The sequence below is a fragment of the Nonomuraea sp. NPDC050451 genome (assembly GCF_044458585.1).
Genome location: NZ_JBITHZ010000002.1, coordinates 67,399 through 92,496, shown reverse-complemented (window position 1 = coordinate 92,496; position 25,098 = coordinate 67,399). Strand labels below are relative to the sequence as shown.

General features: G+C 68.9%; 23 protein-coding genes and 4 tRNA genes. 14 read left to right on the top strand and 13 right to left on the bottom strand.

The genetic code is table 11. The features are described 5' to 3' along the window. Positions 1 to 53 precede the first annotated feature (53 nt). Positions 54 to 407, bottom strand: coding sequence for a YbaB/EbfC family nucleoid-associated protein (locus ACIBI9_RS06490; protein WP_397220914.1), 354 nt, complete (start codon positions 405 to 407; stop codon positions 54 to 56). 448 nt (positions 408 to 855) lie between these two features. Between ACIBI9_RS06490 and ACIBI9_RS06485 the strand changes: the two genes are divergently transcribed. Next, positions 856 to 1,662 carry an IS5 family transposase gene (locus ACIBI9_RS06485; protein WP_397220913.1) on the top strand — a complete coding sequence of 269 codons (807 nt, stop codon included), beginning with the start codon at positions 856 to 858 and terminating at the stop codon, positions 1,660 to 1,662. Positions 1,663 to 1,745: 83 nt separating this feature from the next. Here the strand turns inward: ACIBI9_RS06485 and ACIBI9_RS06480 are convergent, their stop codons facing one another. The 3 genes from ACIBI9_RS06480 to ACIBI9_RS06470 all read right to left on the bottom strand — a co-directional run bounded on the left by ACIBI9_RS06480 (position 1,746) and on the right by ACIBI9_RS06470 (position 4,651). After that, complete coding sequence (locus ACIBI9_RS06480) at positions 1,746 to 2,168, bottom strand: hypothetical protein (protein WP_397220912.1); 423 nt, start codon at positions 2,166 to 2,168, stop codon at positions 1,746 to 1,748. Between the two features lie 563 nt (positions 2,169 to 2,731). Continuing rightward, the gene (locus ACIBI9_RS06475) at positions 2,732 to 3,367 is read right to left on the bottom strand and encodes a cysteine hydrolase family protein (protein WP_397220911.1); all 636 of its coding nucleotides are present in this window, start codon (positions 3,365 to 3,367) and stop codon (positions 2,732 to 2,734) included. 51 nt (positions 3,368 to 3,418) lie between these two features. Then, complete coding sequence (locus ACIBI9_RS06470) at positions 3,419 to 4,651, bottom strand: MFS transporter (RefSeq protein WP_397220910.1); 1,233 nt, start codon at positions 4,649 to 4,651, stop codon at positions 3,419 to 3,421. Positions 4,652 to 4,708: 57 nt separating this feature from the next. On the opposite strand from ACIBI9_RS06470, the gene ACIBI9_RS06465 reads away from it, so the two are divergent. The 3 genes from ACIBI9_RS06465 to ACIBI9_RS06455 all read left to right on the top strand — a co-directional run bounded on the left by ACIBI9_RS06465 (position 4,709) and on the right by ACIBI9_RS06455 (position 8,977). Continuing rightward, positions 4,709 to 5,290, top strand: coding sequence for a TetR/AcrR family transcriptional regulator (locus ACIBI9_RS06465; RefSeq protein WP_397220909.1), 582 nt, complete (start codon positions 4,709 to 4,711; stop codon positions 5,288 to 5,290). An 840-nt stretch (positions 5,291 to 6,130) separates the two neighbouring features. Further along, a complete protein-coding gene (locus tag ACIBI9_RS06460; RefSeq protein WP_397220908.1) occupies positions 6,131 to 7,513 on the top strand; it encodes an endo-1,4-beta-xylanase in 1,383 nt (460 codons plus the stop codon). 33 nt (positions 7,514 to 7,546) lie between these two features. Then, a complete protein-coding gene (locus ACIBI9_RS06455; protein WP_397220907.1) occupies positions 7,547 to 8,977 on the top strand; it encodes a non-reducing end alpha-L-arabinofuranosidase family hydrolase in 1,431 nt (476 codons plus the stop codon). A gap of 126 nt (positions 8,978 to 9,103) precedes the next feature. On the opposite strand, the gene ACIBI9_RS06450 is transcribed toward ACIBI9_RS06455, so the two are convergent. Further along, positions 9,104 to 9,736, bottom strand: a complete 633-nt coding sequence (locus tag ACIBI9_RS06450) for a TetR/AcrR family transcriptional regulator (RefSeq protein ID WP_397220906.1) — start codon at positions 9,734 to 9,736, stop codon at positions 9,104 to 9,106. A gap of 109 nt (positions 9,737 to 9,845) precedes the next feature. Between ACIBI9_RS06450 and ACIBI9_RS06445 the strand changes: the two genes are divergently transcribed. Together ACIBI9_RS06445 and ACIBI9_RS06440 are read left to right on the top strand one after the other, a co-directional pair. Then, positions 9,846 to 10,862 carry a hypothetical protein gene (locus tag ACIBI9_RS06445; protein ID WP_397220905.1) on the top strand — a complete coding sequence of 339 codons (1,017 nt, stop codon included), beginning with the start codon at positions 9,846 to 9,848 and terminating at the stop codon, positions 10,860 to 10,862. A gap of 99 nt (positions 10,863 to 10,961) precedes the next feature. Further along, a complete protein-coding gene (locus ACIBI9_RS06440) occupies positions 10,962 to 12,524 on the top strand; it encodes an FAD-dependent oxidoreductase (RefSeq protein ID WP_397220904.1) in 1,563 nt (520 codons plus the stop codon). Positions 12,525 to 12,556: 32 nt separating this feature from the next. Here ACIBI9_RS06440 and ACIBI9_RS06435 read toward each other — a convergent pair whose 3' ends face one another. After that, positions 12,557 to 12,958 carry a carboxymuconolactone decarboxylase family protein gene (locus ACIBI9_RS06435; protein WP_397220903.1) on the bottom strand — a complete coding sequence of 134 codons (402 nt, stop codon included), beginning with the start codon at positions 12,956 to 12,958 and terminating at the stop codon, positions 12,557 to 12,559. Between the two features lie 95 nt (positions 12,959 to 13,053). Here ACIBI9_RS06435 and ACIBI9_RS06430 point away from each other — a divergent pair, with 95 nt between their 5' ends. From ACIBI9_RS06430 to ACIBI9_RS06420, 3 genes are all read left to right on the top strand, one after another. Then, positions 13,054 to 13,962 carry a LysR family transcriptional regulator gene (locus tag ACIBI9_RS06430; protein WP_397220902.1) on the top strand — a complete coding sequence of 303 codons (909 nt, stop codon included), beginning with the start codon at positions 13,054 to 13,056 and terminating at the stop codon, positions 13,960 to 13,962. 147 nt (positions 13,963 to 14,109) lie between these two features. Next, entirely contained in the window at positions 14,110 to 14,982 is an 873-nt protein-coding gene (locus tag ACIBI9_RS06425; protein WP_397220901.1) for an ABC transporter ATP-binding protein, read from the top strand. 193 nt (positions 14,983 to 15,175) lie between these two features. Then, a complete protein-coding gene (locus ACIBI9_RS06420; protein ID WP_397220900.1) occupies positions 15,176 to 16,216 on the top strand; it encodes a hypothetical protein in 1,041 nt (346 codons plus the stop codon). Between the two features lie 256 nt (positions 16,217 to 16,472). Here ACIBI9_RS06420 and ACIBI9_RS06415 read toward each other — a convergent pair whose 3' ends face one another. The 7 genes from ACIBI9_RS06415 to ACIBI9_RS06385 all read right to left on the bottom strand — a co-directional run bounded on the left by ACIBI9_RS06415 (position 16,473) and on the right by ACIBI9_RS06385 (position 20,410). Continuing rightward, positions 16,473 to 16,751: a hypothetical protein gene (locus ACIBI9_RS06415; protein ID WP_397220899.1), complete on the bottom strand. Its 279-nt coding sequence runs from the start codon at positions 16,749 to 16,751 to the stop codon at positions 16,473 to 16,475. Between the two features lie 198 nt (positions 16,752 to 16,949). Then, a tRNA-Val gene (locus ACIBI9_RS06410) sits at positions 16,950 to 17,024 on the bottom strand. A gap of 19 nt (positions 17,025 to 17,043) precedes the next feature. Then, positions 17,044 to 17,115 (bottom strand) — tRNA-Gly (locus tag ACIBI9_RS06405). Positions 17,116 to 17,165: 50 nt separating this feature from the next. Continuing rightward, a tRNA-Cys gene (locus ACIBI9_RS06400) sits at positions 17,166 to 17,236 on the bottom strand. Between the two features lie 16 nt (positions 17,237 to 17,252). Then, positions 17,253 to 17,324 (bottom strand) — tRNA-Gly (locus tag ACIBI9_RS06395). A gap of 91 nt (positions 17,325 to 17,415) precedes the next feature. Beyond that, a complete protein-coding gene (locus ACIBI9_RS06390) occupies positions 17,416 to 19,737 on the bottom strand; it encodes an N-acetylmuramoyl-L-alanine amidase (RefSeq protein WP_397220898.1) in 2,322 nt (773 codons plus the stop codon). Positions 19,738 to 19,801: 64 nt separating this feature from the next. After that, on the bottom strand, positions 19,802 to 20,410 hold the full coding sequence (locus ACIBI9_RS06385) for a TetR/AcrR family transcriptional regulator (protein ID WP_397220897.1): 609 nt from the start codon (positions 20,408 to 20,410) through the stop codon (positions 19,802 to 19,804). A gap of 59 nt (positions 20,411 to 20,469) precedes the next feature. Between ACIBI9_RS06385 and ACIBI9_RS06380 the strand changes: the two genes are divergently transcribed. The 5 genes from ACIBI9_RS06380 to ACIBI9_RS06360 all read left to right on the top strand — a co-directional run bounded on the left by ACIBI9_RS06380 (position 20,470) and on the right by ACIBI9_RS06360 (position 25,067). Continuing rightward, positions 20,470 to 21,303, top strand: coding sequence for an ATP-binding cassette domain-containing protein (locus tag ACIBI9_RS06380; protein WP_397220896.1), 834 nt, complete (start codon positions 20,470 to 20,472; stop codon positions 21,301 to 21,303). Next, complete coding sequence (locus tag ACIBI9_RS06375; RefSeq protein WP_397220895.1) at positions 21,293 to 22,033, top strand: ABC transporter permease; 741 nt, start codon at positions 21,293 to 21,295, stop codon at positions 22,031 to 22,033. Before ACIBI9_RS06380 ends, ACIBI9_RS06375 begins: the two co-directional genes overlap by 11 nt. 80 nt (positions 22,034 to 22,113) lie before the next feature. After that, positions 22,114 to 22,389 carry a hypothetical protein gene (locus ACIBI9_RS06370; protein ID WP_364830033.1) on the top strand — a complete coding sequence of 92 codons (276 nt, stop codon included), beginning with the start codon at positions 22,114 to 22,116 and terminating at the stop codon, positions 22,387 to 22,389. A gap of 13 nt (positions 22,390 to 22,402) precedes the next feature. Continuing rightward, complete coding sequence (glmS, locus tag ACIBI9_RS06365; protein WP_397220894.1) at positions 22,403 to 24,223, top strand: glutamine--fructose-6-phosphate transaminase (isomerizing); 1,821 nt, start codon at positions 22,403 to 22,405, stop codon at positions 24,221 to 24,223. 58 nt (positions 24,224 to 24,281) lie between these two features. After that, positions 24,282 to 25,067 (top strand): SAM-dependent methyltransferase, encoded by a 786-nt coding sequence (locus ACIBI9_RS06360; RefSeq protein ID WP_397220893.1) that lies wholly within the window; start codon positions 24,282 to 24,284, stop codon positions 25,065 to 25,067. Positions 25,068 to 25,098: the final 31 nt, after the last annotated feature.

Here is a 25,098-nt window from a genome sequence, read left to right as displayed (position 1 = left end):
CTCGGCCAGGCTCCTACCGATGAGGATCTGAAGGATGCCGTCGAACTCCTCGCTCACCGCCGCCTCAACCGATCCAGACGCTGGGTCAGCTCGTTGACGGTGGACAGGAGCTCGCTCATGCCCTCCTGGGAGTCGGCCTTGACCTTGTCGATCAGGCTGTTCAGCTCCAGCGAGTCCTGCTTCAGCACTTCCGGGATGGCCTGGCCGGCGCGTTGCCGGGCGGCCGCGCGGGCCTTGCCGAACGCCTCCCTGATCGCCTCGGCCAGCTCAGCCGCAGGCAAACGCAGGGCTCGCGGGTCGAGCTTCAGCCCAGTGAGGTCGGAGGTGCCGTCCACCTCCACGGCTACCAGCCCGCCCGCCGCGGTGGCGGTCTCCCGCACCGCCACGAACTCATCCAGAAAGTCCATGGCCTCAAAGGCTAGGGATACATGCGGGGCCTCCGCCAGGGAAGATCATCAGCGTTCAAGCACAGTTCAACCAGCGTGCATCCAATCTGACGACATTGAAGGCCGCGCCGTCCACAACGCCTACGAGGGCCTGGTCGAGCCCGGCGCGGTTGAGGCGGCTATCCGGCCGGGGACGTCGAGCGCGACCAACTGCTCGATCCGGACGTCTTAGAGCCTGCGGACAAAGGATTTGGCCGTTGAGGCGAGGACCTGGACGCCCGGGTCGAGGCCATCTTCGAGTGATTCGTCCGCGGACAGGAGCGGGCTCCTGGTAACTGAGGTGTTGTCTACGCATCTCGGCGGTGTCTGTTTACACGCCCGCGGCTGTGGGCGCCAGCGATTGCGCCTCACCTGGGTGCCGATGTCATGACCGCAGGCCGGCATATCCGTCGGATCTGAACGATGCCGAGTGGGTGGTGCTGGAGAGCGAGGCGCGGGCGGTGATGGCCGGGCTGGTCAAAGCGACGGGCAGGCCGATGGTGCACGATCTGCGGGCGGTACTGGACGCGATCGGCTATGTGGCCCGGTACGGTCCCGGCGTGGTGTGCCGGAGCGACTGGCCGGGCGGTTACGCGGCAGGCTGCGGGTCATGGCCAGGCGGGGCGAGCTGCCGACGGCAGGATGTATCGACTCCCAGACGGTCAAGGCCGCCGACACCGTCGGGGCTGCGGCCTGCGGCTACGACGCAGGCAAGAAGATCAAGGGACAGAAACGGCACATCGCGGTCGACACGCTCGGGCTGCTGTTGTGCCTGATCGTCACCGCTGCCTCCGTCCAAGACCGTGACGGCGCACACCCGCTGCTGGCGCTGCTGCGGGAGAAGTACTCCACTATCAATCTGGTGTGGGCTGATGGTGGCTACGCCGGACGGCTGGTCACCTGGGCACGCTATGTGCTGCGCCTGGCCATCACGATCGTCAAGCGCACCGACGACATGAGTGGCTTCGTCGTCCTGCCCCGCAGGTGGGTGGCAGAGCGAACGTTGGCCTGGCTGGCCCGCTACCGGCGGCTGGTACGGATCTACGAACGCAAGCCTGAACACCATGAAGCCATGGCCAGCCAGCCCTGGCGGGCCTGGAAAGGCACGGAACTGGCCGCCATCCTCGAGATCGAGAACATCAACAGCTTCCGCGTCCAGCTGTCCCAATGGTCGCACCAGGGCTACATCAACAAGATCGGACCAGCCCTCTACGGACCCATCCCCGCAAGCACTTAAGCCTTTGCCACTTGGCGCTTAGACTCAAAATCCTATTACGGGGGGACGCTACAGTAGGCGCGGCGCGACGTGCGGTCAATGCGTCAGGGCCGTTCCCGCATCCGGCCTTCGCCGTCGACCTCCATCCGCGCGTTCGGGCCGCCCTCGCCGCACTGCGGGCCGTTGGGGAAGCGGCCTTTGGGGGTGACGTCGATGGTGCGGTCGAGCACCTCCTTCTCGGCGGCGTCCGTGAGCCTCAGCCGTACGGTGGCCCGTTCCTTGCGCAGCCCCCCGACGTCGCCGAACCCGTACTTGCCGCCCTGGTCGGAGGGGAAGAGCTCCAGCTTGGGCTCGGTGCATCTACCCGCCTGGCACACCTCCAGCTTCGCCGCTATCACCCGGCTGGCTAGCGGGGCGGCGACGTCCACCTGGACGCCCACGCGCGTGCCGATCAGCGTGCATTCTTGCTCGCCCTGGCAACCGCAGAGGGTCACGGCGAGCGCGAGAACCGCGAGAAATCGATGCATATTCTGTAAACGTGTTCCGATCATGACCGGTTCGCGAGTACGCCCTCGCCGGGACGTGCTCGCGGTGCCGGCCTTGGGTATGACATCGGCACCCCGGTGAGGCGCAATCGCTGGCGCCCGAGGATGCGGGCGTAGACAGACAACCACGGGCTCCTGGTCGCCGAGTTGCGTAGACAACACCTCAGCTATCAGGAGCCCGCTCCTGTCCGCGGGCACATCACGCAAATGGCCTCGAGCAAGGCATCTCCACCTCAGCCCCTGCGACCAAAATCGTTTGTCAGCAGGCTCTTACAGAGCACCGCGACCTGAGCGTCCATCCCAGCCGGCCGGTGTTCCGGCGGGCCGGGTTCTGAGTGGTCAATCTGCTGGAGCCCGCCCCGAACCAAAGGCGCTCGCTCCCCCCGATAACCAGGGCTGAGCTCCCCGATTCGCCCGCAGTACTCCCGTCTTCGGGCCAGGGGTGAAGCGAAGCGGGGAGGTTTCGAAGGGAAACAGCGTCCGCCTGTGTCAGACCGAGGGTTGGGTGATTGTGCTGGCGACAAGCAGCAGCGGCTGACGGCTGGTCACAGGCGGGCGGTCCACTCTTGGCCTGTGAGGACGTCGGCACCCCTGGCCGGGAAGACGCGGTTGATCAGGAAGTCGTGCACGTCCGGTTCCGCGTCGGCGCAGGCGTCGCTGAGCACGGTCACGTGGTAGTCGCGGTCGGAGGCGTCGTAGAGGGTGGCGGCGATCATCGCCCCGGTCGCGACACCGGTCAGCACAATCGAGTCGACATGCTGGGCGTGCAGGAGCCGATCGAGGTCGGTCGCCGCGAAGGCGCTGGCGCGGCGCTTGAGAACGACGGCCTCACCCGGCAACGGCTCGATGCGCGGATGCACGAACGTCTCGGGAGATTCTTCGTGAAACAGCGTCCCTGCCCCGTGCAGGCCACTGATCAACTGGTTTCCCGCTGCCACGTCAAGGCCTGAGGCCCGGAGCCCGAAACGGATGAAGATCACCGGGATTCCGGAGGCTCTGGCCGCGTGGATGACCTTTTCCACGACGGGGAGCACGTCGGCGGCGAAGGGGTAGTTGTCCACGATGCCCGCCTGCAGGTCGCCGACGATGAGCGCAGTGGTGGTCATACGGTTTCCTTGTCTGTACGGCGCGCCATCGGCCATCCTCACGGTCGTATCCTTGGCGCTGTTGTCGTCGATCAAGTACGACGATAGTGGGACCTCGATGGCACGAGCTCAACGTCCGACCTGAGGTCATCGCAGACTCTCGTTTCGGCGTACACCCCACACGACCAGCCCAGCGGCCAAGACGAGACCCCCGGCGAGCCATAGGATCCCCTGAAGTGGCAGGGCATCGACGACCGCGCCGCCGGCCAGCGCGCCGAGACCGATCGAGAGGTTGAACACCGCCACCCACAGTGCGGAGGCTTCCTCGACCGCTTGTGGCGCGGCCTTGATCATCCATGTCTGGAGGCTCGTGGAGACCCCGCCGTACACCAGGCCCCAGACCACGAGCAGCGTCACCCCGCCCGCGCCGGTAAGTCCTGCCACGGGGTAGAGCAGTACGGTCACCCCCAAGGCGGCGGCGATGGACAGGACGGTGCGATGGAGCCTCTTGGCCACGGCGGCAGCCGCAAGGAAGTTTCCCACGATGCCCGCCACGCCGAATCCGAACAGCAGCGGCCCGACAAGGCGCTCGTCGATGCCGGACAGATCCCGCAGCACAGGGCTGATGAACGTGTAGGCCGAGAAGTGACCCGTCACGATCAGGAAGGTCGCCAGGATGCCGACCCGGACACCCTGGTTGCGGAACTGGCCGGCCAGCCGCCGCAGGCCGACGGGCTGAACCGCCGCCAACGGTGGCAGCACGGCCAGCAAGGCGACCAGCACGGCAAGCGCGAGGGCGCTCAGCGCGCCGAACGCGATCCGCCAGTTCGCCAGCCCGCCGATCATCGTGCCGATGGGGACGCCGAAGACGTTCGCGGCACCGACGCCGCCGAAGATGATCGCAGTAGCCCGTGGCACGTGTGAGGCCGGGACGAGCCGGACGGCCAAGGCTCCGGCGATGGCCCAGAACCCGCCGATGGCCACCCCGACCAGCACACGGGCAGCGATCAGGAGCGGATAGCCGGGGGCCATGGCGGATGCCAGGTTGGCGAGCGTCATGAGTCCCATCAGGGCGACGAGCAGGAGCCTGCGGTCCATCCTGCCGACAAGCAGTGGGACCGCCGGCGCCGCGACGGCGGCGACGATGCTGGGGACCGTGACCATCAACCCCGCTGCGCCCTCTGACACCGACAGTGCGGATCCGACGGGGGTGAGCAGTCCGATGGGGAGCTGCTCTGCCGTGACCAGGAGGAATGTGCCGAAGGCTACGGCGGACACCGCGATCCAATGACTTTTCGGTGACGTGTCTCGCTCGCTCAGGGTCGGGTCCGTTGCCGTCACGTTGAATCCCCTCTCCAATTTGGGAGCGATCGCTCCCATATGGCGGCATACCCTAATACGGGAGCGATCGCTCCACAACTTTGGTAGGCTGGGGCTATGGCACGTCCCAGGGAGTTCGATGAGCAGGACGTGATCGCCAAGGCGACCCACCTGTTCTGGTGCCGCGGCTACAACGCCACGTCCGTCCGCGACCTGGGCGCCGAGCTCAACCTCAAGCAGAGCAGCCTGTATCGGACCTTCAACGACAAGCACACGCTGTTCCTGCGGGCGCTGGACCACTATCGGGCTACCGAGTCCGCTCAAGCCGAAGAGCAACTGAGCCTCCCCGGCTCCAGCCTCCAGACCCTGCGGGAGTGGTTGACCTGGATGGTCGACCACGAGGCCGGTCGTGGCTGCTTCGTGGTCAACACGGCCACCGAGCTCGGCACCACCGACCCCGCAGTCCGGCAAAGGACCGAGGCTGCGTTCGAAGGCACCCGGAAGACCCTTGCGTCGCTCCTGCGCCGCGGCATCCGCGACGGCGACCTGCCCACCACATTGGACGTCGACGCTGCCGTGGAGTCGCTCTTCACGACGGTGCTGGGGCTCCGCGTGCGCGAACGCGCCGGACACGATGCCCAACGGCTGGCCACGGCTATCGACTTCACGATCAAGACGCTCGCGGGACCTGCGACCTGACCGGCGTTGCCGGACCTGGACGGTCCGCTCGTCACGCTTGACGGGTACGCCTCGTCGCGCGGAGCGCATCAATGTCCCACCGCAAGCCTTCGGGTGCTGTTACTTCTCGGCGGCATCGGCTTGAGGCGTCGGACCGGTCCACCCGTTCCGGCATGCCGAGTTGCACGACCACCTCGCCGCGCTTGGCGAGCACACGAACCCCACGACCGTACGCCGCCGGCGTGGGTCCGGGGGATCAGTCGCGTGACGTATCCGCGTGCGGGCACCGGACGGCCCGCGGCTGCGCCGGGGATGACACGATCCGACGAAGGCGACCGTTCGGGATGTTCGTCTTTGCCGCCGTGAACCTCCTCATCGGTGACTCTCCGAGAGGGCGGCTCCAGGGACGTGGTGTCTGTCCGCCGGACCGCCCCGCATGATGGTCCCGGGTTGGCTGTTAGCGCTCACATGCCTTTTCCCTGTTGCGGTTCCTTCTCTGTCGGATGGCTGTGGTGGCAGGTCGAGCCAATACGAGGCGAAGAGGCGACGTCAAGGACGGCGCCTCGCGCCCAGGGAAGGGCGGCGGGCGGGTGTGCGGCTCATCAGGCGTTATCAGGGCCGCCGGCCGTGACGGCGACAGCGTCACTCTGAAACTTTCGCCAGAACTTGACAACTTTCGGCGCGGTTTTCAGACTGTGTCCCCGAGGCGGTTTCCTCCTGCCAAGTGGTGGCGCGCGGTGAGGACCGCCGTTCGCGATGCCCTGGTGGTGTGCGTTCCCTGATCATCACGGGACGCGGCGTCGATCGCGCGGGATGACCCCGCGTGTCCGCTTTCCGTGATTCAGTCTGGAGCACTCAGTCATGGGCACCAAAGCCATACTTCCGCCGCGGCCTCGCAGGAGCCCGCGGGTTCTGATCGCCGCCGCCGTCGGCGTGCTCGGCGTGGTCACCGCGGTGACGGTACCGACCACGCCGGCCGGTGCGGCGGCGAGTACGCTCGGCGCGGCGGCCGCGCAGAGCGGGCGTTACTTCGGCGCCGCCATCGCCGCCGGCAAGCTCGGCGACTCGCAGTACACCACCATCGCCAACCGCGAGTTCAACATGGTGACGGCCGAGAACGAGATGAAGATCGACGCCACCGAGCCGAACCGGGGCCAGTTCACCTTCGCCAACGGCGACCGCGTCTACAACTGGGCCGTGCAGAACGGCAAGCGGGTGCGCGGCCACACCTTGGCCTGGCACTCCCAGCAGCCCGGCTGGATGCAGTCGCTGTCGGGCAGCAGCCTGCGTCAGGCGATGATCGACCACATCAACGGCGTGATGGCCCACTACAAGGGCAAGATCTACGCCTGGGACGTGGTGAACGAGGCGTTCGCCGACGGCAACTCCGGTGGGCGGCGTGACTCCAACCTGCAGCGGACCGGCAACGACTGGATCGAGGTGGCGTTCCGTACCGCGCGCGCCGCCGACCCGGCGGCCAAGCTGTGCTACAACGACTACAACATCGACAACTGGACGTGGGCCAAGACGCAGGGCGTCTACAACATGGTCCGCGACTTCAAGCAGCGCGGCGTGCCGATCGACTGCGTGGGCCTGCAGTCGCACTTCAACAGCGGCAGCCCGTACAACAGCAACTACCGCACCACCATCTCCAGCTTCGCCGCCCTGGGGGTGGACGTGCAGATCACCGAGCTGGACATCCAGGGCGCCTCCGCGCAAACGTACGCCGCCGTGACCAACGACTGCCTGGCGGTGGCCCGTTGCGCCGGCATCACCGTGTGGGGGGTGCGCGACCAGGACTCCTGGCGCTCGGGCGACACCCCGCTACTGTTCAGCGGCGCCAACAAGAAGCCCGCCTACGACGCGGTCCTCAACGCCCTCAACGCCGCAACGCCGGGCCCCACCCCCACCCCCACTCCAACACCCACGCCGACCCCGACACCGATCCCGGACGGGTGCGCGGCGACGATCACGACGACCAACAGCTGGCAGGGTGGCTTCCAGTCGACGGTGACCGTCCAGGCGGGCGGCGCGGCGATCAGCGGATGGACCGTGCGGTGGACCTGGCCCGGCGGGCAGAGCATCAGCAGCCTGTGGAACGGCCAGCAGAGCGTGTCCGGCTCCAGCGTCACCGTACGCAACGCCGCCTACAACGGCTCCATCGCCGCCGGTGGCTCCACGACCTTCGGGTTCACCGCGAACGGCACCGCGGCCACCCCGACCGCTACCTGCACCAGCCCTTGACGGCGGTCGGACATGATGATGAGGAGAATACAGATGCGTCTGCCCTGGCGAGCGTGGTCGCCGCGCTCCTCCGCCGTCACGACCGGGGCGCCGCCCCGGCGGGCCTCGCGCCGAGGCCTCGTGATCGGCGCCATCGCGGTCCTGCTGGCCGGAGCCGGCCTGCTGACCGTACAGCCTGCCCAGGCCGCCGTCGCCTGCCGGGTCGACTACACCATCAGTTCGAGCTGGCCGGGCGGCTTCAACGCCGGCGTCACCATCAACAACCTCGGTGACGCGGTCAACGGCTGGCGGCTTACCTGGTCCTTCGGCGCCGGCCAGCAGATCACCCAGATCTGGAACGCCACCCAGACCCAGTCCGGCTCGTCGGTGACCGCCACCAACGTCTCCTACAACGCCTCCATCCCCTCCGGCGGCAGCACCAACTTCGGGTTCACCGGCTCGTGGAACGGCAGCAACCCGGTGCCCACGTCGTTCGCCCTGAACGGCGTGACCTGCGGCAACCCCGGCACTCCCACGCCCAACCCCACCCCGACCCCGACGCCCACCCCGACCGGTACGTGCGATCTTCCGTCGACGTACCGCTGGACATCGACGGGCCCGCTGGCGAACCCGAAGTCGGGGTGGGTCTCGCTCAAGGACTTCACCACCGTCGTCTACAACGGCAGGCATCTCGTCTATGGGACGACGCACGACACGGGGACGAGATGGGGTTCGATGAACTTCGGCCTCTTCACCAACTGGTCCGACATGGCCTCGGCCAGCCAGAACACGATGTCCTCTTCCACTGTCGCGCCCACGCTTTTCTACTTCGCCCCGAAGAACATCTGGGTGCTCGCCTACCAGTGGGGCGCGACCGCTTTCTCCTACAGGACGTCGAGCGACCCCACCAATCCGAATGGCTGGTCATCGCAGCAGGTGCTCTTCTCCGGAAGCATCTCCGGCTCCGGAACAGGACCCATCGACCAGACACTCATCGGTGACAGCGCGAACATGTATCTGTTCTTCGCCGGGGACAATGGCAAGATCTACCGGGCCAGTATGCCTATCGGAAATTTCCCGGGCAGTTTCGGTGCGACATCGACGGTGGTCATGAGCGACACGACGAACAATCTGTTCGAAGCCGTTCAGGTCTACAAGCTCCAGGGCCAGAACCGATACCTCATGATCGTCGAGGCGATCGGCTCGCAGGGTCGCTACTTCCGCTCGTTCACGGCCACCAGTCTGGGCGGTTCGTGGACACCGCAGGCCGTAACCGAGAGCAATCCCTTCGCCGGCAAGGCAAACAGTGGCGCCACGTGGACCAATGACATCAGCCACGGCGATCTCGTTCGCAGTAACCCCGATCAGACCATGACCGTTGATCCCTGCAATCTGCAGTTGCTCTACCAGGGACGCAACCCCAACTCCGGCGGCGACTACGGCCTCCTGCCCTACCGGCCGGGGGTGCTGACACTGCAGCGCTGATGGCGTGACGCGGGTCCGGCTCGGGCCGGTACGGCCGATGGCCGCGAGCCGGAGCCCAGCCAAAAGCGCATCCAGCTGACTCTGGACATCGTCAAGTGCAGTGACGATGTCAGCGGCTTCGTGGTCCTACTTCGCAGGCCGGCGCGGGGTCGGGCCTCGTCGCCGCACCAGAGGCAGGTACACCTCGTCGACGATCTCGACGAGGACGTCGTCGGGTGCGGTAGGGACTCCACGTACGACGAATTCATTGCGCAACAGGACAACGGCCACGGTGGCGACCCGTGGATGGAGTGTCTCGGGATCTGCCTCACCGCGTGCAACCGCGCGCCCCAGGATCGTCAACCAGGGGGCGGCCGCGGCGTCGCCGGACTGGTCCTGCAATTGCGCCAGGAGTTCTGACGTGCCGCCGGCCGCGGCGAACAGCTCGCGCAGGATCGCGCCGAGCGGAGAACTCCAGAGACGGTTGGCCTGGCGTAGCAACTCCAGGACGTCGCCGCGCAGGCTGCCGGTGTCCGGGAGCGGGACCGTCGTGGTCAGTTGCCGATAGGCGGCGATGCCGAGCGCCAGCCGGTTCGGCCAGCGGCGGTAGATGGCGTTCTTGTTGGTGCCGGCGCGAGCGGCGACCTTGTCCATGGTCAACCCGGCGTATCCGGACGCGGTGAGCTCGTCCACCGCAGCCTGCAGAATCGCCTCCTCCAGGGCCGCTCCGCGCCGCCGCGTCTGTCCGGCAGCCGGCCGCCGCGTCGGATTCTCCTCCATGACCCCTTCCCAAGGACGGTACTGATCGTACCTTCTCATTCTGGTTGTCGCCGCTGAAGGACAGCAACTAGGGTACGTCCAGTACCGTAACGGCTCGAAGGGGAAACACGTGCGCGCCAAAGGCATCAGCTACGACACCGGCTTCGTCAAAGACGGGGCGATCTCCCGTAAGCGCTTCGACCCGGAGATGGTCGAGCGCGAGCTGCGGATCATCCGCGATGACCTGCACTGCAACGCGGTCCGCATCATGGGCGGTGACCCGGAACGGATCGACCTGGCGGCGACGTACGCCGCCGACCTGGGTCTGGAGGTCTGGTTCTCCCCCTACCCGCTCGAACTGACCGCAGAGGAGACGCTGTCGTTGTTCGCGGACTGCGCCGAACGCGCGGAGCGGCTGAGGCGGCGGGGCGCCGAGGTGGTGTTCGTGACCGGTGCCGAGCTGAGCCTGATGAATCCTGGGTTCCTGCCCGGCGACAGCACCGACGAGCGGGTCGCGTTCCTGCGCCGGCCATCTCGCGTGCGGGAGCAGATCGGCGAGCTCAGCGCACGGGTCAACGAATTTCTCGGCAGGGCCGTGGCGCTCGTCCGTGAGCGCTTCGGCGGCAAGGTGACCTACGCCTCCGTACCGCTCGAGCGCGTCGACTGGGCACTCTTCGACATCGTGTCCGTGGATCTCTATCGGTCGGCCGAGATCGCCGACCGTTTCGCCGAAGGCGTCCGTGGCCTGGTCGCGCAGGGCAAGCCGGTCGCGATCACGGAGTTCGGCGCGGCCGGCTACCAGGGTGCCGGCGAAAAGGGTGCTCTCGGTCTGGAGATCGTCGAGTACGACAAGGACGGCCCTGTCCGGTTGAACGGTGAGTACGCCCGGGACGAGGCCGGTCAGGCCGCCTATGTGCGTGAGCTGCTGGAGGCATTCGACGCCGGCGGCATCGACAGCGCGTTCGTGTTCACCTTCGCGCTGTACGACCACGTACACCGCCCCGACGGCGCTCCTCACGAGGACCTGGACCTGGCCAGTTACGGCATCGTCAAGGTCTACGAGGACCGCCTCGGGGCCACCTACCCCGACATGCCCTGGGAACCCAAGGCCGCCTTCACCACCGTCGCCGACCACTACCGCGGCTGACCACGTCACGAAGACCGCAACCCGAAGCGAGCCGCACCGGCACGGCCCACCGGCCCTGCGCTTCAGCGCCCCCTTTTCCGCGCGAACAAAGGAGAACACGTGATCACAGATGTCGTCATCGCCGGCGGCGGTCCGAACGGGCTGATGCTGGCCTGCGAACTGAGCCTGGCAGGGGTCCGGCCGGTGGTGCTGGAGCGGCTACCGGAGGCGAGCGAGGAACCGAAAGCGAACGGACTGCTCGGCCAGGTCGTGAAAATGCTCGACCACCGGGGGCTGTACGAACGCCTCAGCGGTAGCCCGGAACCACCGCAGCCGAACTCCGCGTACTTCATGTTCGGTGCGATGGGCCTGGACCTGAGCCTGCTGGAGGACAGCCCCGTCCATGCCCTGCCGGTGCCGCAGCGCCGCATAGTGCAGGTCCTGCAGGAGCGCGCCATCGAACTGGGCGTGGAGATCCGGCGGGGACACGAGGTCGTCGGCCTGTCGCAGGACGACGACGCGGTCACGGTCGACGTCGCGAGTCCGAGCGGGGCATACCGGCTGCGGGCCCGGTACCTCATCGGCGCGGATGGAGCACACAGCACCACGCGCAGGCTCTCCGGCATCGACTTCCCCGGCATCACCTACGACCGGATGACGGTCTGCTCGGCGCACGCGACGGTCCCGGCGGACTGGGTCGATCCTGCGACCGGTGCGCTGAACGTGCCCGGCTACGGCGCTGTTCTGCCGTTCCTGCCCCACCGCACCGAGCACGGCGGGTTCTCCTACGCACCGATGCCCGGCCACCCGCCGCTGGTCAGCACCACAGAGTGGGACCGGCCCAGGACCGACGCTCCGATGAGCCTCGACGAGTTGCGGGCGAGCATCCGCCGCGTGCTCGGCGCCGACGTGCCACTCGGTCCGCCCGACGGCGAAGGGCCGCACGTGCTGCGCCGGCTGACCGGGGGTAACACCCGGATCGCCGAACGGTTCGCCGACGGCCGAGTGTTCCTGATCGGTGATGCCGCCCACGTGTACGCCGCCACAGGGGGAGGGCCCGGGCTCAACCTCGGGCTGCAGGACGCGGTCAATCTCGGCTGGAAACTCGCCGCCGTGATCCGCGGTAGCGCCCCGCCCGGACTGCTGAACAGTTACGAGACGGAGCGGCGGCGGGCCGCCCGCCGCATGATACTGAACGCGCAGGCGCAGTCGGCTCTGATCGCCCCCGGCGGCGACGTCACCGGACTGCGTGAACTGTTCACCGAACTGCTCCGCGACCAGGGCACCGTGCAGCGCCTCGCCGAACTCGTCGCAGGCGCCGACGTCCGCTACGACATGGGCGAATCTGCGGCGCACCCGCTGATCGGCCGGTTCGCCCCGGACATGGAACTGCACACTCCGGCCGGGCCGGTCCGGCTGGCCGAGCTGACCAGAACCGCACGTCCCCTGCTGCTTGACCTGACCGAGGAAGCGTCGCTGGCGAAGTCGCCCGCCCTGCGGCACGACCGAGTCGATATCGTCACCGCGCGGCCCCCGACCTCAGCGCTCACCGCCCTGCTCCTTCGACCGGACTGCTACGTGGCCTGGGCCTCCGCATCGCCCCACCCAGATCCCACGGAAATGGAAGAACTCCGGGCAGCCTTGCAGCGGTGGTTCGGTGTCATCGAACCCGCCCACGCCTGAAACGCCGGTTCCGGCCGTTCCGTGGGAGCGCCTCAGCCGGCGTTGGTGATCGGCAGCAGGCCGCGTTGGCCGAACACCTTCTTGGCCACGAGGGTCGCGTTGATCGCGCGCGGCATGCCGCAGTAGACGGCCGAGTGCAGGAGCGCCTCGGAGATCTCCGACGGGGTCAGCCCGACGTTCAGCGCGGCGTTGACGTGCACCTCCAGCTCGATCTCGCAGCCGCCGAGCGCGGTCAGCACGCCGAGGGTGACCAGTTGCCGGTCGCGGGGCGGCAGCTCGGGGCGGGCGTACATGTCGCCGAAGGCCCACGCGACGACCTGGTGGCCCAGCTCGGGGGAGACGTCGGCGAGCGAGTCCACGACCCGCTGCCCGGCCTCGCCGTCGACCTGCTCCAGCACCTTCATGCCGTGTTCGTAGCGTTCGTGGCGGTTCATCGGCTTTCTTCCTCTCTGGGGTGGATCGGATGACTTCATCCTGCTACCGAGACCAGCCGAGGCCTGCCTGACCGCGCATCTTCCTTATACTTGCCATGCCTGGGAGGTATGGCATGGAGCTGCGGCTGCTCACGTACGTGGTGACGATCGAGGAGGAAGGCAGCCTCAGCGGCGCCGCCCGTCGGCTGCACATGACGCAGCCGACCCTCAGCCGCCAGCTGCGTGAGCTGGAGCGGCAGGTGGGTGGCGCGCTGTTTCTGCGTACCGGACGCGGGTTGCGTCCCACCCCGGCAGGTCAGGCCCTCGTACGGCGGGCCCGCACGGTCCTGGCCGAGGCGCAGGCCGCCCTCGACGACGCGCGGCTGGCCGGGCAGGGGCTGTCGGGCCGGTTCACCGTCACCTTCGCCGGCTCCGGCATCAACGGCCCGCTCGGCGCGGCGCTGGGGCGGCTGCGCCGCGAGCTGCCCCGCGTGGACCTGCGGCTGCAAGAGAGCTTCAACGACGCCGAGATGTCCGACTCCGTGCTCAGCGGCCAGTGCGACCTGGCCGTCCAGCGGCTGCCCGCCCGGGACGCCCGCCTGACCGCGCAGGTGTGGTGGCACGAGCCGCTCACGCTGTTCCTGCCCGCCGGGCACCCGCTCGCGTACGGGCCCGAGCCCGCCCCGCTGACCGCGCTCGGTCAGATCCCGCTGGTCATCTGGCCGCGCGAGGTCTCGCCCCGCTCCTACGACGAGATCATCGCCCTGTGCCACCAGGCCGCCGTCATGCCACGCATCGGCGCCGAAGGCCGCAGCAGCCAGACGCTGCTGGCACTGGTCGCGGCCGGGTTCGGCGCCGCCGTGCTGGCCGACTCGCACCGGGTGCTGCGCCGCGTCGGGGTGACGCCGCGCCGGCTGGCCGACACCAGGACCACGCTCCACCTGGTGTGGCGGGCCGACAACACCGACCCGCTCCTCCACCGCGTCCTCGACAGCCTGGCCGAGCTGCGGCCTTCATCAGGCTGACCCGACGAGCGACGAGTATTTCGCAGACATCAGATGTCTGAGAACCTGATAAGTTGGTGGCCCGCAAGATGAGAAGGAGGATGTGGTGACCTGGCTGCGGAACGGGCATGTGGGGTCGCGGCTGTCGGAGTGCGCGGAGGCGGCCCGATGACGGTCATCTCCCGTCCGGCCGACACAGGGCACGTGTTGCGGGCCGACGCCGTGGATCTCGTACGCGACGGCCGTCACCTGCTGCAGGACATCTCGCTCACCGTCAGTCCCGGGGAACACTGGGCGCTGCTCGGCGCCAACGGAGCGGGCAAGAGCACCCTGCTCGGATTGCTCGGAGCCGTCACCCACCCGACCCGCGGCGTGGTCGAGGTGCTCGGCCGGACCCTGGGCCGGGTCGACGTCCGCGAGCTGCGTTCGTACCTGGGGCACGTCAACCCGCGTCACACCCCCGACGGTCCGTTGCGGGTCCGCGACGTGGTGCTGACAGGGCTGACCAACACCGCCGCACTCGTGCCCCGCTGGACGCCCGGCGAGCAGGAGGCCGAGCGGGCGGATCGGCTGATCACCATGCTCGGGATGGGTCACAGAGCGCAGGCGACGTGGCCCACCCTGTCCCAGGGCGAACGCGGTCGCGCGCTGATCGCCCGTGCCCTCATGCCGCAGCCCCGGCTCCTGCTGCTCGACGAGCCCGCCACGGGGCTCGACCTGGCCGCCCGCGAGCAGTTGCTGGCCAGCATCGACGCGCTGCGCACCCGGCACTCGTCGCTGGCGACCGTGCTGGTCACCCACCACCTGGAGGAACTGCCGGCCACCACGACGCACTCCATGCTGCTGTGCGAGGGGCGCTGCCTGGCCGCCGGGCCGGTCGCGGAGGTCCTGACGAGCGAGCTGGTCAGCGCGTGCTTCGACCACCCGGTACGCATCGTCCGCAGCGACGACGGCCGCTGGGCCGCCCGGGCGCAACCCGTACCCGTCACCATGCCTGAAGAGACCGCGTCGCCCTCCCCGTCAGCCGCCGTCGCATTCTGACCCTGAAGCGGCGCGAGCGAGAGGGGCGACAGGTATCTCGCCGCATTCGAGCGGCACTGCTCGGGCTCCTTGTATCGAACATGTGATCTATAAATGGTGGCTCCAGGCTTCGGGGCGTGGTTACGATCTTGGTACTCGCCGGCCGTGCTGATCAGCCGGCCCTACCAGACGGAGAATGCCCTTGAAGCGTGCAATGATCGCGTTAGGCGTCGGCCTGAGCGTGCTGAGCTCCACTGTCGTCACGTCTCCCGCGCAGGCCGCGACCGTGGTGGCGGTCCCGCTGGCCCCCGCCGTGGCGACAGCTCAGGAGGTCGCCAGGTTCTGGCTCGCCGACGACGCCGCCAACCTGCGGAACGCCACCCCGTACGCCCTGCGGACCGTGGCGGGCGGCGAACGCCTGTCCACCGAGATCGTCCCGGACGGCACTCCGCACAGCGTCCCGCCGGTCGAGGCGGAAAACCCGGTGGCCGGGGACCTGCCCATGACTTCAGGCAAGGTGTTCTTCATCGGCGGCGACGGCCGGCCGCACTGGTGCACCGGCACCTCCGTGCAGTCGCAGTACCGCAACCTCGTCGCCACCGCGGGTCACTGCATGCTCGACACCGAGGCTCCGGCCGGCGGGCTCGGCAAGTGGGTCTTCGTCCCGGCCTACTCCGAGGGCGCCACCCCGTTCGGCCTGTACGTCGGCAAACAGGGCATCATCCACTACGACTTCGACGACATCCGGGATTACGATCGCGACTACGCCTTCGTCACCGTCTACAGCGGAGTCGTCCTCTCCTCCCCGGACGTGCTGACGAACCTCGGCAGGCTGGGCGACAAGGTCGGCTGCCAGGGCCTCGCGGTCAACCAGCCGCTCCCGCCAACGGCCGACGTCTTCGGCTACCCCGCCGGAACCCACCCCGACGGCACCGGCCCTTACACGGGCCGGACGCTCGAACGGTCGGCCGGATCGACGTTCGCGACAAAGACGACGGGCCTGCCCGCGGACCGGCCCGTCGGCGTGGACTCGCCGTTCACCGGTGAAGGCTCGCTCGGGTCGGCGTGGGTGACCGGGTACGCGAGCGACACCCGTACCGGCTATCTCAACGGCCTCACGATCAGCGTCGCCGACACCGACGGTGACAACCGGTACGACACTGGCATCTCGCCGTACTTCGACACCGAGCTCTTCCTGGTCTACCGGGACGCCGCCCACCGCTGGACCGGCTCCATCACGTACATATCTGGTTGAGCCGCCTCGACGGATCGGGACGACCTGGGAAGTCTCGAGCAGCATCGGCTCTGACGCAACAGGGCGTGGGGTTGGTCAGCCGGCGGGGCCGGAGGCGGGGGATCGCTCGTCGACTCGAACCATGATCATCTTTCACCTGGCCGTTCCGGGGATGCCGTGGGTGAGGGCGGCCATGGGGGAGCGCCGCGGTGACGGCTCCGAACAGAACGGCCCGCACCGGTTGCCGGTGCGGGCCGTCATTCTGGCGGGCAGGTGGTTACGGCCCCACGTACAGTTCGTAGTGCGGCGTGTGGGTCTGCCAACTGCTGGGGAAATACCTGCATTCGTAACCGGTGGAACCGTCGGCGTAATACTGGCCGTCGGCATTGCACTGCCGCCAGGTCGCGTCGTTGGCCGGGAAATAGCTTCTGACGTAGGTCCACGCCTGCGCCTGGGCCGGTGCGGCATTCGCCGGCATGGCCGCCAGCACCCCCGTGGCGGCCGACAACGCGGCCGCGACGGTCAGTGCGCCGAGGCCGCGCTTGATTACGGACATTCGATCCCCCATCGATTGCTCGGCTGATTCCGTTCCGTTTTCAGAGATATCCGACCCGGCGCACGAGGGTGACCCATTTCGAGGATCCTGGAAGTCAGGCCGGACAGGAGCTCGGCTCCCGATCAACGTCGTCGCCGGGACGGCAAGAAGCCCCAGACTCCCGGCACATGCCGTGAGCTGGGGCTTCAACTGCGAGCCTGGTGGACGATACTGGGATTGAACCAGTGACCTCTTCCGTGTCAGGGAAGCGCTCTCCCGCTGAGCTAATCGTCCATATTGAGTTAGAACTCAGAGCGGAAGACGGGATTCGAACCCGCGACCCTCACCTTGGCAAGGTGATGCTCTACCACTGAGCCACTTCCGCGTGGTGCTGCCTTTACTTTAGCGGATCCCGAGGGGTCCACCGGTCGGCCGAGGTGGAGACGGGATTTGAACCCGTGTAGACGGCTTTGCAGGCCGCTGCCTCGCCTCTCGGCCACTCCACCCTGGAGTCTTGCTCCGAGCGGAAGACGGGATTCGAACCCGCGACCCTCACCTTGGCAAGGTGATGCTCTACCACTGAGCCACTTCCGCGTGAACCCCGGGCGACGTGCGCCGGGCCACGGGAAAACCATATCGTCTTCCCGGAGTGCCCGTGCGCACCGAGAGGCCCGCGGGGCGAAATTCAGCGGATCAGGCGCACGTCCTTGGCCATGACGAACATCACTCGGTGACCGAGTTGGATCTGGTAGTAGCGGGTCTGTCCGGTTGTGGTGACGTGTTTGGCCGCGCTGAAGGCGCCGGCGGAGTAGTAGGAGCCGGTGATCGTGTCGCCCACCGTGTACGTCTGGCCGGGGCCGATCTTGTACTGGAGCGGGGCCAGCGGCTGGTACGACGCCAGCTTGTAGGCGGACTGCTCCGGGTACGCGCGGCCGTACACCCTGGTCCTCGGCCTGAGCGGAGTCACCAGCAGGCCCCTGGCGGGGACGGAGGTGGGGTTGGACGGCGGGTTGTGGAACCAGGCCTTCTGACCGAGGTACCAGATGGCCGTCCAGTCGCCCTGCCGGTCCGCCACCGCGTAGCGCTGGCCGGTGGAGGCGCGGGCGCTGTGGTCGTACACGCTGTGCGTGCTGGGCTTGCCCGGGTGCTTGCCCGGGTCGTTGACCAGGGGGGACGCCTCGCGCGGCTCCTGGTGCAGCCAGACCGTGGAGGCGCCGTGCGGCGGGCACGCCTTGTCCGGCTTGACGGAGACGCAGCCGGTGAAGCGGGGCCGGTTGGTGGCGTACGAGGGGCGGATCATGATGGAGTTGCCGCTCTGCACCCCATTGAGCGGTCTGCCCAGCAGGTCGAAGTAGTGGGACCAGTCCCAGTACGGTCCGGGGTCCTCGTGCATGCCCGCGACCATCTTCGGGGTGGTGCCGGGGACGTTGTCGTGGCCGAGGATGTGGGCCCGGTTGAGCGGGATGCGGTACTTGCCGGCCAGGTATCTGACCAGTTTGGCCGACGAGCGGTACATCGCCTCCGTGTACCAGGTGCCCTTGGCCAGGTAGCCCTCGTGCTCGATCCCTATCGAACGGGTGTTGACGTCCCAGTTGCCCGCGTGCCAGGCGATGTCGTTGGTCGCCACGTGCTGGGCGACATGTCCGTCTCGGGAGCGGATCGTGTAGTGCCAGCTCACGTACCTCGGGTTGCGGATCAAGGACGGGACGCCCTGATAGGTGCCCTCGGTGTCGTGAATGACGATGTAGTCGACGGAACGGGACCGGCTCAGGCGGTCGTGATTGCCGTAGTCGCGGTTCTTCTTCCTGCCGAAGCGCTCGTAGGCGGCGGGTACCCATTCGCAGGCGAGCGAACTGGGGCACTCCGCCTGGCCGCCGTTTCCGGTCTTCTCCACATTCCCGGTCTCCGCCCAGTTTCCGTCCGAGTCGGTCTGATCGTCCGTCCCGGTCTCATCCCCGGAGAAGGACAGCGGGTCGGTGTCGAACTGCTCGTTGTACGGGGGCGGTGGGTCGTTGTCGGTCTGCTCGTCGACTGCGGGTGGTGCGGCGGGGTCCCTCTGGGCGTGGGGTTCCGCCTGCTCGCCGGTGAGGCCGGCAGAGCCCGTGACGCTGGCGGCGTCCTTGGCGGTGACGGGGCCCGTGACGGCGGCAGAGTTCGTGGAGGCGGCGGGCCCCGCGGCGTCCTTGGCGGTGGCGGCCACGGGGTGAGGGAGGTTGGGCACGGGTTCGAGGCGCACCAGGTGGCCGTCGTCGGTACGCCGCCGCGCGCCCTCCCGCATCACCGAGAACACCTCGTCGGCGAAGTCACGGGCCGCGGCCGCGTCCTCCGCGCCCGAGTAGCGGGCGACGGCCGCGTACCAGTCGGCGGGGTTGCCGCTCGGGCGGTCCTGGTACGAGGCGAGGAGGGCGGCGCCGCCCCTGATGTTGGCGGCCGGGTCGGCGCGCAGCAGGGCGGGGTCCGCGCCGATGAGGCGCCCGGCCTCGGGCAGCGTGGCGGGCGGCGCCGGCGTGCGCAGCGCCGACGCGGGAGGTGCTTCGGGGTACGTACGGGGCATCGGGCGGGCGTCGTCCCCCCGGGCGTCGCCCAGCGCGTCACCGATCGGCCACACGTGCCCGCCGCCGGTCGTCGAGGCGTGCGCGTCCGGGGCGGCGGCGCCGGTCAAAGGGCTGAGCGCATCAGCGGGGAACGCGTCCACCAGGTGCATCGGGCCGTAGCCGCCCGCCGTGCTCGGGAACCCCCCGTTCGCGTCCCAGCGGGACTGCAGGTACGAGACGCCGAGCAGCACGCTCTCCGGCACCCCGAACTCCCGGGCGGCCGCGGCGAACTCGGCCTGGCGCCCGGAAGGCTTCGGGGAGAGCGCGGCGGTCCGCGTGCCCCGGGAGGAGAGGCCGGGTGGGCCGGCGTGGGTGAGGCCGGGCGGGTGTCCTGGGGCAGGGCCGGATGCGGGCATGGCCGCGGGCGTGGTGAACGTGCCGGCGGTCAGGGCGGCGGCGAGCCAGAGGCGCATGACATCTCCCCCAGGAAGGTCACGATACGACTACTCACCGTAACCTTTCCCAGAAAGGGATGGGTCAGACGGGTCGGATGATACGCATGAGATCCGTCAGATCGGCAGCGAACTCGGCATCCCAGTCATCGGGCGTCAGATGCTCGGCCAACCGCCGGTGGGCAGGCGCGTCGGCCCCGCGGCTGAGCCTGATGTCGCGGGAGGCGTCGGAGAAGCGCCCGCTCGCCTCGGAGAGCGCGAACCCCATCACGAACGTGCTCACCAGCCGCTCGATCCGGGGGACCTCGGCCTCCGGCACGCCCGCGTCCAGCAGCGCCTGGTAGAGCTGGTCGACCACCTTGACCCCGTCGGGTGTCACCGAGGTGCGCAGCAGCAGGAGCGGGAAGACCGACGGGTGCTCGCGGGCCAGCCGCCGGGTGGCCCAGGCGATCGCGCCCAGGCGCTCCTGCCAGGTCTGCCCGGGATCGTCGGGCGCGAGCCGGTCGAGCAGGCGGCCGACGAGGCCGTCGAGCAGCTCATCCTTGTTGCGGAAATAGCCGTACAGGGCCATGGGCGTCACCCCGACCCGCTCGGCGACGGCCCGCATGGACAAGGCGTCCAGGCCGCGCTCGTCGGCGATGGCGAGGGCCGCGTCGAGGATTTCCGGCTGCCGGGAGGTCTTGAGCTTCCGCACCGCGTCAGTCTACAGTGTAGAGCAGTCTACATCGTAGACTGAGAGAGGGCTGAGGGCCGATGAGGCACACGAACGGGCTGGTGGACGCGGCCGGGCTGGTCAAGCGGTACGGCGACGTCACCGCGCTGAACGGCTTCGACCTGCGGGTGGAGCCGGGCGAGATCGTCGGGCTGGTCGGCCACAACGGCGCAGGCAAGACGACGTTCTTCGAGATGGCCGCGGGGCTGGCACGCCCGGACGCCGGGCGTGTCGTGGTGCGGGGCGAGGTGGGGATGGCGCCCCAGCAGCTCGCCCTCTACCCCGGCGTCACCGTACGGGAGACGCTGCGGCTGTTCGGCGGGCTGGCCGGGCTGCGGCGGCACGCCCTGGCGGGGGCCGTCGACGCCGTGGCGGAGGAGCTGGCGCTGACCGGGGTGCTCGACCGGCGGGTGAGCGTGCTCTCCGGCGGCCAGCAGCGCCGCGCGCAGGCCGCCACCGCCCTCCTGCCGGACCCGGACGTGCTCCTGCTCGACGAGCCCACGGCGGGCGCCGATCCCGAGACCCGCACCGCGCTCCTGGCGGCGGTGCGCCGCAGGGCGGACGGCGGCGCGGCGGTCGTCTACTGCACGCACTACCTTCCCGAGCTCACCGAGCTGAAGGCCACGATCGCCGTCGCGCGGAGCGGGCGGGTGATCGCCAGGGGCACGGGCGCCGAGCTGCTCAAAGGGCTGCCGGGCGAGGTCCGCGTCACCCTGGACGACGACGAGATCGCGGTCGCGACCACCGACCCCACCGCCACCCTGGCCGCCCTGCTACGCGACCTCGACCGCCCGGTCCGCGGCATCGACATCCGCCAGCCGTCGCTCGACGACCTCTACAAAGGTCTCAGTAAGGAGACCGCAGATGCCTCGTGAGACGTTGCACCGCATCGCCGTGCTGGCCGCGCACAACGTGCTCCTGCGTCGGCGTGACCCGGCCCACCTGGTCAGCTACCTGGTCATGCCCATGGTCCTCATGCTCGTCTTCAAGTCGATGCTGGGCGAGCCCGCCCAGGTCGTGACGGGCCTGCTGGTCATGTTCTCGGTCCTGTCGATGGCCGACGTCGCCACCGCCAGCCTCGCCGAGCGCACCTGGCACACCTGGGACCGGCTCAAGGCCACCAGGGCCCGCGTCCCGGAAATCATGATCGGCAAGGCCCTGCCGGTGCTGGCCGTGCTGGTCCTCCAGCAGGTCGTGCTGCTCGCGTACGGGGTGGTCGCGGTAGGGCTGCGGCCGGCCGGGACGGTGTGGCCGCTGGCCCTGGCCGTGGCGGCGTGGTGTTTCGCGCTGCTCGGGGTGGGCACGGCCCTGGCCGGGGTGGTGCGCAGCCAGGGGGAGCTCAGCACGCTCTGCAACATCGCGGCGCTGTCGGTCAGCGCGCTGGGCGGTGCGCTGGTGCCGTACGCGATGATGCCCGCCTGGGCGCAGGCGATCGCGCCGATCTCGCCCGGCTACTGGGCGACCACCATGCTCCAGGCCGCCGTCAGGGGTGACGTCGCGGGCACGGCCCGCCCGGCGGCCGTCCTCGTCGGGCTCGGTCTCGCCGCCGGAGCCTTCGCCTGGTGGCGCTTCGGCAAGGGCTGGGGCCGCGGCAGCATGCTCTAGACAGGCGTTCGAGTTAAATCCTGCCCGATTTCGGGCAGGATGTTGAAGTGTCTCGTTCCAGATGCGTAGTGTCCTCGTCTGTGTCCCCGGCACGACATCCCTACGAAGACCTCATCGTCCACCTCACGGAGACCACCCCACTGGGCCCGGGTGAGGCGGCGAAGGTGGTCGCCGACGTGCTGTCGTACTTCTCCGAGTCCGTCGAGGAGTACGTCCGCCGCCGGCACGCCGAGCTGAAAACGGTCGGCCACACCAACGACGAGATCTTCCCCAGGATCGCCGCCGAATTACGCGGTCGACGGGTCGCGGCACCGGAGCTGTCCCTGCGGCAGCTGCGCAGGATCGTCTACGGATGAAGAGGAGACCTCGATGTGCGGAATCGTGGCCTATGTCGGCCCACGGGACGCGGCGCCCATCCTGCTGGAGGGCCTGCAGCGTTTGGAGTACCGGGGGTACGACTCGGCCGGGGTCGTGGTGTCCAACCGGGGGCTCAAGCTACGCAAGGTCAAAGGCCGCGTCGCGGACCTGGCCAAGGTCGTGCCGGCCAGGTTCAAGGGCACCCTGGGCATCGGTCACACCCGCTGGGCCACGCACGGCGTGCCGAGTGACGAGAACGCCCATCCCCACCTGTCCGCCGACGAGCGCATCGCGGTCGTGCACAACGGCATCATCGAGAACGCCGGCGAGCTGCGCGCGAAGCTGGAGGCCGACGGGGTGGTGTTCGCCTCCGAGACGGACACCGAGGTGCTCGCGCATATGATCGCCCGCGCCGCCGACGAGAACGACTCCCTGGAGGAGGCGGTCAGGAAGACGCTCAAGAGCATCGTCGGCACGTACGGCATCGCGGTCATCGACCGCGAGCGGCCCGGCGAGGTGGTCGTGGCGCGCAACGGCAGCCCGATCGTGCTCGGCATCGGCGAGAAGGAGATGTTCGCCGCGTCCGACGTGGCCGCGCTCGTCCGCTACACGCGCCAGGTCGTGCACCTGGAGGACGGCGAGCTGGCCGTGCTCAAGGCCGACGGCTTCCACACCTTCGCCAGCGACGCCCGCGAGACCGCCAAGGAGCCGCTGACCGTCGACTGGGACGCCGGCCACTACGACACCGGCGGCTACGAGCACTACCTGCTCAAGGAGATCTCCGAGCAGCCCGAGACGATCACCCGTACGATGAGCGGCCGGCTCGACGAGCGCTTCCACGTGGCCCACCTGGGCGGGCTCAACATGGACGCCCGCGAGACGCGCGGCTTCCGCCGGGTGAAGATCATCGGCTGCGGGTCCGCGTACTACTCGGGGCAGATCGGGGCGCAGCTCATCGAGGAGCTGGCCCGCATCCCGTCCGACGCCGAGCCCGCCAGCGAGTTCCGTTACCGCAACCCGGTCGTCGACCCCGACACGCTCTACGTCGCCATCAGCCAGTCGGGCGAGACGTACGACACGCTCGCCGCCGTGCAGGAGCTCAAGCGCAAGGGCGGCCGCGTCATCGGCATCGTCAACGCGGTCGGCAGCGCCATCGCCCGCGAGGTGGACGGCGGCATCTACCTGCACGCCGGTCCCGAGGTATCGGTGGCCTCGACCAAGGCGTTCACCTCGACGTCGCTGGCGTTCGCGCTGCTCGCGCTGCACCTGGGCCGGGTGCGCGACCTGTCGCCCGCCGACGGGCGGCGCATCGTGGAGGGCCTGCGCAGGCTGCCGGGGCAGATCGAGGAGATCCTCACCCAGAGCGACAAGATCGCCGAGCTGGCGCAGAAGTACGCCAAGCACCCGAGCATGATGTTCGTGGGCCGCGTGCGCGGCTACCCGGTGGCCAGGGAGGGCGCGCAGAAGCTCAAGGAGATCTCGTACGTGCACGCCGAGGCGTACCCGGCCAGCGAGCTGAAGCACGGGCCGCTCGCGCTGATCGGCCCGGACATGCCTACGGTCGCCATCGTCCCCGACGACGAGCTGCTCGACAAGAACCTCACCACGCTGGGCGAGATCCGCGCCCGCGGCGGGCAGGTGCTCATGGTCGGCCACCGCGAGCCCGACGCCAAGCTGGCCGACGACGTGATCGTGATCCCCAAGAACGAGATCGAGCTGGACCCGATCCTGCTCACGATCCCGCTTCAGCTGCTCGCGTACTACGCTGCGGTGGCGCTCGGCCGGGATGTGGACAAGCCTCGCAATCTCGCGAAGAGCGTCACGGTTGAATAAACAGGCTAATTTGGCCTCAAACCTCGTTATCTTGCTGCGGACGACATAAATTCGATACGTGCGGCAGTTCGACGCTGAGAGGCCCAATCTCGCACGCATGTACGATTACATGCTCGGCGGGAAGGACAACTTCGCGGTCGACCGCCAGGCCATCGAGCAGCTCGCCGAGCTGATCCCGGAGGCGGTCCCGCTGGCCCGCGCAAACCGGGCCTTCCTGCAGCGTGCCGTGCGCTATGTGGCCGCCGCCGGGGTACGGCAGTTCCTCGACCTGGGCAGCGGGCTGCCGACCCAGGGCAGCGCGCACGAGGTCGCGCCCGAGGCCCGGGTCGTCTACATAGATCACGATCCGGTCGTCGCCGCACACGCCACGGCCCTGCTCGGTCGTTCAGGGCCCGGACGCTCGGGCAGGGCCGCGCTCATGGAGGCGGACCTCCTGGACCCCGACACGGTGCTGGCGCGGGCGGGCGGATTCCTGGACCTGCGCGAGCCGGTCGGGGTGCTGCTCGTGTCGATCCTGCACTTCCTGCGGGATTCGGCGCGGCCGCAGCAGGCGGTGGCCGCCCTGCGCGAGCGGCTGGCGCCGGGCAGCTACCTGGTGATCACCCACGCCACCTCGATGGGCCGCCTGGAGGACGGGCAGCGCTACCGGGGCGCCTCCTCGGACGATCCGGGCGGCGGCACCGACCGCACGCCCGCCGAGATCCGCGCCTTCTTCGGCGACTTCCCGCTGGAGCCGCCGGGCCTGGTGCAGGCCGTCGACTGGCGTCCAGACCGGCCCAAGCTGGTGGGGGACTGGTCGCTGCCGTCGTCCCTGATGGCCGGGGTCGGCAAGAAGCCACTTTGAGAAGTATGTGTATCTCTGCGCATTGTGTCGA